The 8,766-nt window shown below is 67.9% G+C and carries 7 protein-coding genes; 1 reads left to right on the top strand and 6 read right to left on the bottom strand.

Translation table 11 applies throughout. The features are described 5' to 3' along the window. Window positions 1–144: 144 nt before the first annotated feature. From cysS to ACI38Z_RS06415, 5 genes are all read right to left on the bottom strand, one after another. A complete protein-coding gene (gene cysS / locus ACI38Z_RS06435; protein ID WP_439789372.1) occupies window positions 145–1,620 on the bottom strand; it encodes a cysteine--tRNA ligase in 1,476 nt (491 codons plus the stop codon). Between the two features lie 126 nt (window positions 1,621–1,746). Next, a complete protein-coding gene (gene ispF / locus ACI38Z_RS06430) occupies window positions 1,747–2,253 on the bottom strand; it encodes a 2-C-methyl-D-erythritol 2,4-cyclodiphosphate synthase (RefSeq protein ID WP_439789371.1) in 507 nt (168 codons plus the stop codon). 23 nt (window positions 2,254–2,276) lie between these two features. Further along, window positions 2,277–3,065, bottom strand: coding sequence for a 2-C-methyl-D-erythritol 4-phosphate cytidylyltransferase (gene ispD, locus ACI38Z_RS06425; protein ID WP_439789370.1), 789 nt, complete (start codon window positions 3,063–3,065; stop codon window positions 2,277–2,279). Further along, window positions 3,062–4,135 (bottom strand): DNA integrity scanning diadenylate cyclase DisA, encoded by a 1,074-nt coding sequence (gene disA, locus ACI38Z_RS06420; protein WP_439789369.1) that lies wholly within the window; start codon window positions 4,133–4,135, stop codon window positions 3,062–3,064. The genes ispD and disA overlap by 4 nt, the downstream gene beginning before the upstream one ends. 158 nt (window positions 4,136–4,293) lie before the next feature. Continuing rightward, window positions 4,294–6,909, bottom strand: coding sequence for an ATP-dependent Clp protease ATP-binding subunit (locus tag ACI38Z_RS06415; RefSeq protein WP_439789368.1), 2,616 nt, complete (start codon window positions 6,907–6,909; stop codon window positions 4,294–4,296). Window positions 6,910–7,141: 232 nt separating this feature from the next. On the opposite strand from ACI38Z_RS06415, the gene ACI38Z_RS06410 reads away from it, so the two are divergent. Continuing rightward, complete coding sequence (locus ACI38Z_RS06410; RefSeq protein WP_439789367.1) at window positions 7,142–8,074, top strand: tRNA dihydrouridine synthase; 933 nt, start codon at window positions 7,142–7,144, stop codon at window positions 8,072–8,074. Window positions 8,075–8,164: 90 nt separating this feature from the next. Here the strand turns inward: ACI38Z_RS06410 and metG are convergent. Further along, window positions 8,165–8,766: methionine--tRNA ligase subunit beta (metG, locus tag ACI38Z_RS06405; protein ID WP_439789366.1), on the bottom strand; the 602-nt coding region annotated here is incomplete at its 5' end.

Raw genomic sequence — 8,766 nt, 5'->3', positions numbered from 1 at the left:
CCGCCGCGGGGGCTTGCGCCCCTGGGGCCGCCGGAACGGGGACCGCGGCTCTTCTCGCCCGCGCCGCCGCGGAACCTGGGGCCGCGCTGGCCCTGTCCCGCGGGCCTAGGTCCCCTGCCGCGTGAGGAGCTTCGCGCCATGTGCCTACGCCTTCCTGGTCAGACGCGCGCCGGCGGCCGTGTCCTCGACCACGAGGCCAAGCTTGGCGATGCCGTCGCGGATGGCGTCGGCCGTGCCCCAGTCCTTGTTGGCGCGGGCCTCCTGGCGCGCGGCCAGCAGCACGCGGGCGGCCTCGTCCGGGTCGTCGCCCTCGAAGCCGGCGTACTGCGCCGCAAGGGGCACCAGCTCGGCGGGGAGGCTCTTCTCGCCCAGGCCGGAAAGGTCGATGCCCAGGACGTCGGAAAGCTCCACGATCATGTCGGCCGCGCGCAGCGCCGGGGCAGTGGCGGCGTCGTTGCCGGCGTCGGCCAGGTACTTGTTGGCAGCCGTGACCAGGCCGAAGATGGCCGCAAGGCCGCCGGAGGTGTTGAAGTCGTCGTCCATCTGGCGCACGAACTCGTCGTGGGCCGCGTCGATGGCCGCGCCCAGCGTGCGGTCGTTGTCGCTCAGCTCGCCATCCTGCGGCGCGTTGTCGGCCGCCCAGCGCAGGTTCTTGACGCAGGTGCGCAGGCGCTCGAGCGTGCCCACGGCGCCGTCAAGCTGGTCGGTCTGGAAGTCGAGGGCGGAGCGGTAGTGGGTCTGCAGCATGAGCAGGCGCACGGCGTCCGCGGGGTACTTGTCCAGGATCTCCTTGAGCGTGAAGAAGTTGCCCAGCGACTTGGACATCTTCTCGCCGTTGACGCGGAGCATGCCCGTGTGCATCCACACGTTGGCGAGCGGGCGGTCCCACGCGCACATGGCCTGGGCGGTCTCGTTCTCGTGGTGCGGGAAGACCAGGTCCTGGCCGCCGCCGTGGATGTCGATGGGCGTGCCCAGGTAGCGGTGGATCATGGCGCAGCACTCGGTGTGCCAGCCGGGGCGCCCATCGCCCCAGGGGCTGGGCCAGCTGGGCTCGCCGGGCTTGGCGGCCTTCCACAGCGCAAAGTCGAAGGGGTCGCGCTTCTGGTCGTTCACCTCGACGCGCTCGCCGGCGCGCAGCTGGTCGAGGTCGCGGCCGGACAGGATGCCGTAGTGGCTGTCAGAGCGGACGGAGAAGTACACGTCGCCGTTGTCGGCGGCGTAGGCGTGGCCCTTCTCTATCAGGATCTTGATCATGTCCTGCATGGCCTGGATCTCGCGCGTGGCGCGCGGGCGGATGTCCGGGTCGAGGATGCCAAAGCGGTGCATCTGCTCGATGAAGGCGTCGCTGTACTCCTGCGCCACCTCGGCCGCGGTGCGACCCTCCTCGTTGGCGCGGTTGATGATCTTGTCGTCCACGTCCGTCAGGTTCTGGGCAAACGTGACCTCGTAGCCCTTGTACTGCAGGTAGCGGCGGATCACGTCGAAGCTCAGGAACGTGCGGGCGTTGCCGATGTGGATCTGGTCGTACACGGTGGGGCCGCACACGTACATGCGGACCTTGCCCTCGTCTATCGGCTTGAACTCTTCTTTCCTGTGCGTCTGGGTGTTATAGATGAGCATGGGTCTCTCCTTGCTGTGCATGCACGTCGGCCTGGGGCCGCTCACGTATCTGGGATGGCATTCTATACGGTTTGCGCCTTGGGTGCAGGCCACGTCTACCCAATGCGGCCTTGGCGTCCAGCGCGCCTAGCGGCCGCTACATCGCCCGTCCCCGGGCGCTCCGTCATCCAGGAGGACCACCGCCCATGCGGCGATGCCCTCCTTCCTACCCACAAAGCCGAGCCCCTCCGTGGTGGTGGCCTTCATACCCACGCTCCCCACGCCAAGCCCCATGGCGCCAGCGATACGCTCGCGCATCTGCTCGCGGTACGGCGCCAGCTTGGGCGCCTGCGCGGCTATGGTGCAGTCGCAGTCGAGCACGCGCGCGCCGCGCGAGCGCACCACGTCCATCACGCGCGAGAGCAGCACGAGCGAGTCCGCCCCCTCGAAGGCAGGGTCGTCGTCCGGGAAGAGCTGGCCTATGTCGCCCGCGCGCAGCGCCCCCAGTATGGCGTCCATCAGGGCGTGCGTGACCACGTCCGCGTCCGAGTGTCCCAGGAGCCCCAGCTCGTAGGGCACCTCGACCCCGCCCAGGACGCACCTGCGACCCTCGGCAAACCGATGCACGTCAAACCCGTGTCCTATGCGAAGCACGACGCCTCCCAACGCGGCCGCGGCTACCGTATGCCGCAGCCCTCCTCCATGATGCGACGCTCGAGCAGCGTCTGTGCTATGGCCAGGTCCTCCGGCACCGTCACCTTGATGTTCGAGCGCGAGGACTCCACGCACACCACGCGCCCGCCGTGGCGCTCGACCAGCGACGCGTCGTCCGTCCCCTGGAACTCGTCCCAGATGGCCGCGCGGTGCGCGGAGACGATGGCCTTGGTCCTGAAGACCTGTGGCGTCTGGGCGCACCAGTAGTAGCTGCGGTCCGGCGTGGCGACGATGCTCTTCTCCTCCACCAGCTTGAGCGTGTCCGTGGAGGGCACGGCGCAGATCGCGCCGGCGATGGAGTCGTCCGTGCGCACGCGGGCGCAGCAGCGCTCCACGTCCTCCGTGCGGACCAGCGGCCGCACCGCGTCGTGTATCGCCACGAGCGAGAAGCCCGCGCCCCCTGGGATGGCGCAGAGGCCGGAGTAGACGGACTCCTGCCGGGTCGCGCCCGCCACCGCAAGCGTGACGTCGCAGCGCAGGTGCAGGCGGCCCAGGACGTCCTCCTGCATGAGCTCCCTGCGCTCGGGCTTGCACACCACCACGATGTGCCCCACGGAGGGCGCCCTGTCCAGCGCGAGTATGGACCAGCAGGCAATGGGCAGCCCGCAGAGCTCCACGTACTGCTTGCCCACCGGGTCGCCAAAGCGCTCGCCCACGCCACCCGCCACTACCACGGCGCAGGTGTCCGGGCCGGACGCCACCTCGCTCGGGCGCTGCGCGCACGCGCAGGCGCATGGCCTTGGGGCGCTCATGCGCGCTTGCCCCACATGCGGTACAGGCTGTCCGCCAGGATGCTGGGGTTCTGCACGCCCACGGAGTCGAGGCGGGAGGGGTTCTTCTCGATGTCGTCCAGGAGGTTCTGGAGCGAGCCGTACTCGTCCACGATCTTGTCTGCCATGCCCTTGCGCACGACGGAGATGCTGGACAGCGTACGCAGGCCCAGCGGCGTGAGGATGCTGTCCTCCGTCTTGCCCTCGTAGCCCAGCACGGACGCCACGACCTTGGGCGAGCGCAGGCGCGAGTTCTCCGTCTCGTGGAAGATCTTGCGGATCCTCTGGGCGTTCTCTACGGAGGAGTCCACGGCGTAGTCGCGGATGAGCAGCGTGTAGTTGTCGTCCGCGTCGCCCACGAACTCGTCGCGCTGCATGGCGATGGTCTTGCCCTCGCTGCCGAGCTCCAGGATGTGGCTGTCCAGGTGCTCTGCCGCGTTCATGAGCACCTCGAAGAGGTAGATGGTGTCCGTGATGTCGCTTAGCGTCACGTAGTTGTCCAGCTCGAGCGTCGTCAGGCGCAGCAGGCTGTGGTCGAGCTGCTGGCGCGTGCTCTGGAGCGACACGAGCAGCTGGTTGACGGACGACATGATCTCCGTCACGGGACGCAGCTGATGGCCCTTGCCGTCCATGAAGACGGTCACCACCTGGCGGCGCTCCGACACGGATATGACCATGGCCTTGGTGAGCAGGCTCATGCGCGCCGCGGTGCGGTGGCGCATGCCCGTCTCACTCGTGGGGAGCGACGGGTCGGGGTTGAGGTGGTAGTTCGCGCGCAGGATCTGCGTGAGCCCCTTGTCGATCACGATGGCGCCGTCCATCTTGGAGAGCTCGAACAGGCGGTTCGCCGTGAACGAGATGTCCAGCCTGAACCCGTCGTCACCGGCGGCGAGCACGGCGTCCGTGTCGCCGATGCAGATGAGCGCGCCCATGTGGCCCGCGATGATCATGTCGAGCGCGTGCCTGAGCGAGGTCCCCGGCGCGGTCTGGCGTATGGCCGCGCGCAGTCGCTCCCGGCTGTCCTTGCTCTTCTCGGCCTCGTCCTGACCCATCGGCCCACCTCCACATCGCAGCCGACCCGCCAAGGCGGGCCGGCGTCGGGTTGTCCCCTTCAGTATATTGCGAAACCATCCGCGTTTTAAGTTGCGACGCAAAGGGGCGCGACGGCCACGCCGCCACGCCCCCCTGTCACAGCCTGCCTGCCTTCCGGCTACTCGGCCGAGGCCACGCCGCCCGGCTCGGACGCGCTGGGCGAGAAGTGCCCCTCCGCACCGGACGTCCAGTGCTCGCGCGCCTGCGGAAGGTCCATGTGGACGCGCTCCGTGGCCGCGGGGATCTCTCCCTTGCCCTTCGCGAACGTGAGCCCGTCCTTCCCGGCGTCCACCTCGATGATGTCGCCGGCCTTCCACTCGCCCATGAGCATCTGCTCGGACAGCGGGTCCTCGATGAGCGTCTGGATGGCCCTGCGCAGCGGGCGCGCGCCGTAGACGGGGTCCGTGCCCTCCTTGGCGATGTAGTCGCGCGCGGCGTCCGTCAGCTCGATGGACATGCCGTTGGCGATGAGGCGGTTGCGCAGGTCGCGGATCATGAGCTCGACGATCTTGCGCAGCTGCTCGCCCGTGAGCGACTTGAAGACCACAATCTCGTCAACGCGGTTGAGGAACTCGGGACGGAACAGGTGCTTGAGCTCGCCCTCAACGCGGCTCTTGATCTCCTTGTCGGAAAGGCCGCCGTTGCCCTGGGCCGAGAAGCCCATGGGTGCGGTCTGCGCGATCTCGCGCGCGCCGATGTTGGAGGTCATGATGATGACCGTGTTGCTGAAGTCGACCGTGCGGCCCTGGCCGTCGGTCAGCCTGCCCTCGTCCAGGATCTGCAGCAGGATGTTGAAGACGTCGGGGTGGGCCTTCTCGATCTCGTCAAAGAGGACCACGGAGTACGGGCGCCTGCGGATGGCCTTGGTGAGCTCGCCGCCCTCGTCGTATCCCACGTATCCCGGGGGCGCGCCCACGAGCTTGGAGACCTCGTGCTTCTCCATGAACTCGGACATGTCGAAGCTGATGAGGGCGTCGTCGCTGCCGAAGAGGAACTCCGCGAGCGACTTGGCGAGCTCGGTCTTGCCCACGCCCGAGGGGCCCAGGAAGATGAACGAGCCGCCGGGGCGACGCGGGTCCTTGAGCGGGGAGCGGCTGCGGCGGATGGCGCGCGCGACCTTGCTCACGGCCTCGTCCTGGCCGATGACGCGCTGGTGCAGGGCGTCCTCGCAACGCAGGAGCTTGGAGGCCTCCGCCTCGGTGAGGTTGGAGACGGGCACCCCGGTGATGTCCGAGACCACGTCGGCTATGTCCTTCTCGTCCACGATGACGACGTTCTTGCTCTGCTTCTCGTGCCAGGCCTTCTCGAGCTCGTCGCGCTTGGTCGTGAGCTCGCGCTCCTTGTCGCGCAGGCGGGCGGCCTCCTCGAACTCCTGGGCGCTCGCGGCCTTGGACTTCTGGTCCTTGACGCTTGCGAGCTCCTCGTCCACCTTGGCGAGCTCGGGCGGCAGCGTGGTCTTGTGGACGCGCGTGCGGGCGCCGGCCTCGTCGATGATGTCGATGGCCTTGTCGGGCAGGAAGCGGTCCTGCACGTAGCGGTTGGACAGCGTGACCGCCGCCTCGATCGCGGCGTCGGTGTACTTGACGTGGTGGTGCTTCTCGTAGCGGTCCTGCAGGCCGTGGAGGATCTTGACGGTGTCCTCGGGCGTGGGCTCGCCGATGTTGACGGGCTGGAAGCGGCGCTCGAGCGCGGAGTCCTTCTCGATGTGCTTGCGGTACTCGTCCACCGTGGTGGCGCCGATGACCTGGATCTCGCCGCGCGACAGGGGCGGCTTGAGGATCGATGCGGCGTCGATGGAGCCCTCGGCCGAGCCGGCGCCGATGATGGTGTGGATCTCGTCGATGAAGAGGATGACGTTCTTGTCGTCCTCGACCTCGCGGATGACCTTCTTCATGCGGTCCTCGAACTCGCCACGGTACTTGGAGCCGGCGACGAGCGACGCGACGTCGAGCGTCCAGATCTGCTTGCCGCGCAGGATGTCGGGCACGTTGCCGGCCGAGATGAGCTGCGCCAGCCCCTCGACGATGGCCGTCTTGCCGACGCCCGGGTCGCCCAGGATGAGCGGGTTGTTCTTCTGGCGGCGCGCCAGGACCTGCATCACGCGCTCGACCTCGCGGTCGCGCCCGATGACGGGGTCGAGCTTGCCGTCGGCCGCGAGCTTGGTGAGGTTGCGGCCGAACTGCTCGAGCATGGAGCCATCATCCGAGCCGGAGCCCGCGCTCTGCGGGCCCGCACCCATGAACTGGGGGCCGAAGCCGACCTCGGCCGCCTGCGACGAGGGCTCGTCCTTCTCGCCCTCCTTGTCCATCAGCTCGCTGACGGCGTTGCGGATGGCGTCGCCGGAGACGCCCATGCGGGACAGCGCGGTCATGGCGCGGCCGTTGCCCTCCGCGACGATGCCGAGCAGCAGGTGCTCCGTCGCGATGTAGGTCTGGCCGCGGGTGACCGTCTCGCGGTACGCCGCCTCGAGCACGCGCTTGGCGCGCGGCGTGAAGGGAATGTGCCCGCCGGGGACGGGCTCCTTCTCCTCGGACGAGATCTCCTTGATGGTCGCCACGGTCTCGTCGTACGTGACGTCCAGCTTCGCAAGTGCCTGGGCGGCGATGCCGTCGCCCTCCCGGATGAGCGCAAGCAGGAGGTGCTCCGTACCCACATACATCTTGCCGAGGTTGCGGGCCTCTTCCTGCGCGAGGCTCATGACCTTGCGTGCCTTGTCGGTAAACTTCTCGAACATGGGCGGTCCGATGCCTCCGTTCCTGTGTCCGGCGCGGGCCTGGGGCCGCGCCCATTGGTTAACTTGTAGCTCTTTACCCCACCTCGCGACGCAGTAACGCGCAATCCCAAATTCACGAACGCGCGACACGGGGCGGTAACGCGGCGGCGGGGGCGTGGCGAAGGCGTCGCCTCGTCCTGGCTGCGCGTAAGATTGATTCGATTTGCGTCTGGTACGGGAGGATGAGCACACGGTGATTCTGTCTTTGGCGCCCATGGAGGGCATCACGGGGTACGTCTTCCGTCGCGTGCACGCCCAGTGCTTTGGGACGCTCGAGAAGTACTACACGCCCTTTTTGCCGACGCCACGTGTGGGCAGCCGGTTTGGCGGCCGGGCGTCCAAGGAGGTCGCCCCGGCACACAACCGGGGGCTGAACGTTGTCCCGCAGCTCCTGACCAAGAACGCCGACGAGTTTGTCTGGTCGGCACAGATGCTGGCCGAGATGGGCTACAGGGAGGTCAACCTCAACCTGGGATGCCCCTCGGGAACGGTGGTGGCCAAGGGCAAGGGTTCCGGCTTCCTGCGCCATCCGGAGGAGCTCGAGGCGTTCCTTCGGGACGTCTGCGCACGCTCCCCGCTGCCGGTCTCGGTAAAGACGCGCCTTGGCCTGAGCGACGACAGCGAGTACGAGGCGATCCTGGACGTGTACTGCCGCATGCCGCTTGCCGAGCTCATCGTACACCCGCGCGTGCAACGGGACGGATACCGCGGCGAGCCCCGGTGGGAGCCGTACGGGCGGACGTTGGAGCGGGCTCCCTTTCCCGTCGCCTACAACGGAAACATCTTTGGCGTCGCCGATTTTGAGGCGCTGGTGGATGCCTACCCGACGACCCGCCACGTCATGCTGGGCCGCGGCATCGTCGCGAACCCGGCCCTGGCGAGGATGATTGGTGGGGGCCCGGCGCTCGGCATCGATGAGCTCAGGCGGTTCCACGACAGGCTGTTCCGGGCGTACGAGGAAGAGATCGGCGGCAATGCCGTGTTCCGCATGAAGGAGTGGTGGTCCTACGCCAAGGACGACTTTGCGGAACCGCACAAGGTAATCAGGGCGGTCAGGCACGCCAAGGGGGTCGCCGATTACGAGGCAGCCGTCGAGCGCGTCTTCTGCACCGCGGAGCTTGCATAGGGGAAGAGAAGAACAGGGGCCTGCCGGCGGAACGTCCACCGACAGGCCCCTGGCCTCGCTATGTGCGTGGCCGCCACGCGGCCGTTGCCCCTAGTAGAGCTTGGAGCCCGCGGGGATGGACGGGTCGACCATCAGCAGGTTCAGGCGCTCCTGGCCGTCCTCCTCGTGGATGGCCGAGAGGAGCATGCCGCACGACTCGATGCCCATCATCTTGCGCGGCGGGATGTTGACGATCGCGACCACGTTCTTGCCGACGAGGTCCTCGGGCTCGTAGTAGGCGTGGATGCCGGAGAGGATCGTGCGGTCCGTGCCGGTGCCGTCGTCGAGCGTGAACTGCAGCAGCTTCTTGCTCTTGGGGACGGCGACGCAGTCCTTGATGTGGACGACGCGCATGTCGGACTGGCTGAAGACGTCAAACGTGACGCCCTCGGCGATCGGCTCCACGGTCACGCCCTGCTTGGCCTCCACGGGGGCCTCGGCCGAGTCGTCCGCGTCCTTCTCGTCCTCAGCGCCCTTGGCGTAGATGTCGCCCACCGGCGCGATGGCCTTCATGGCCTCGAGCACCTCGTTGAGGGCGTCGTTGACCTCGAGGCCGTTGTACTCGGCGCCCAGGCGCATGACGTCGCGGTCGCAGCCTGCGGCGAAGCGCTTGTCCTTGAACTTCTTCTTGAGCGACTTGAGCGGCATGTCCA

Origin of the sequence: Parafannyhessea sp., from assembly GCF_051876455.1 — a bacterium.
In the GTDB taxonomy this organism is placed as follows: Bacteria; Actinomycetota; Coriobacteriia; order Coriobacteriales; family Atopobiaceae; genus Parafannyhessea.
Note: the sequence above shows the minus strand (reverse complement) of the source record. Positions and strands in the feature narration are given on the sequence as shown.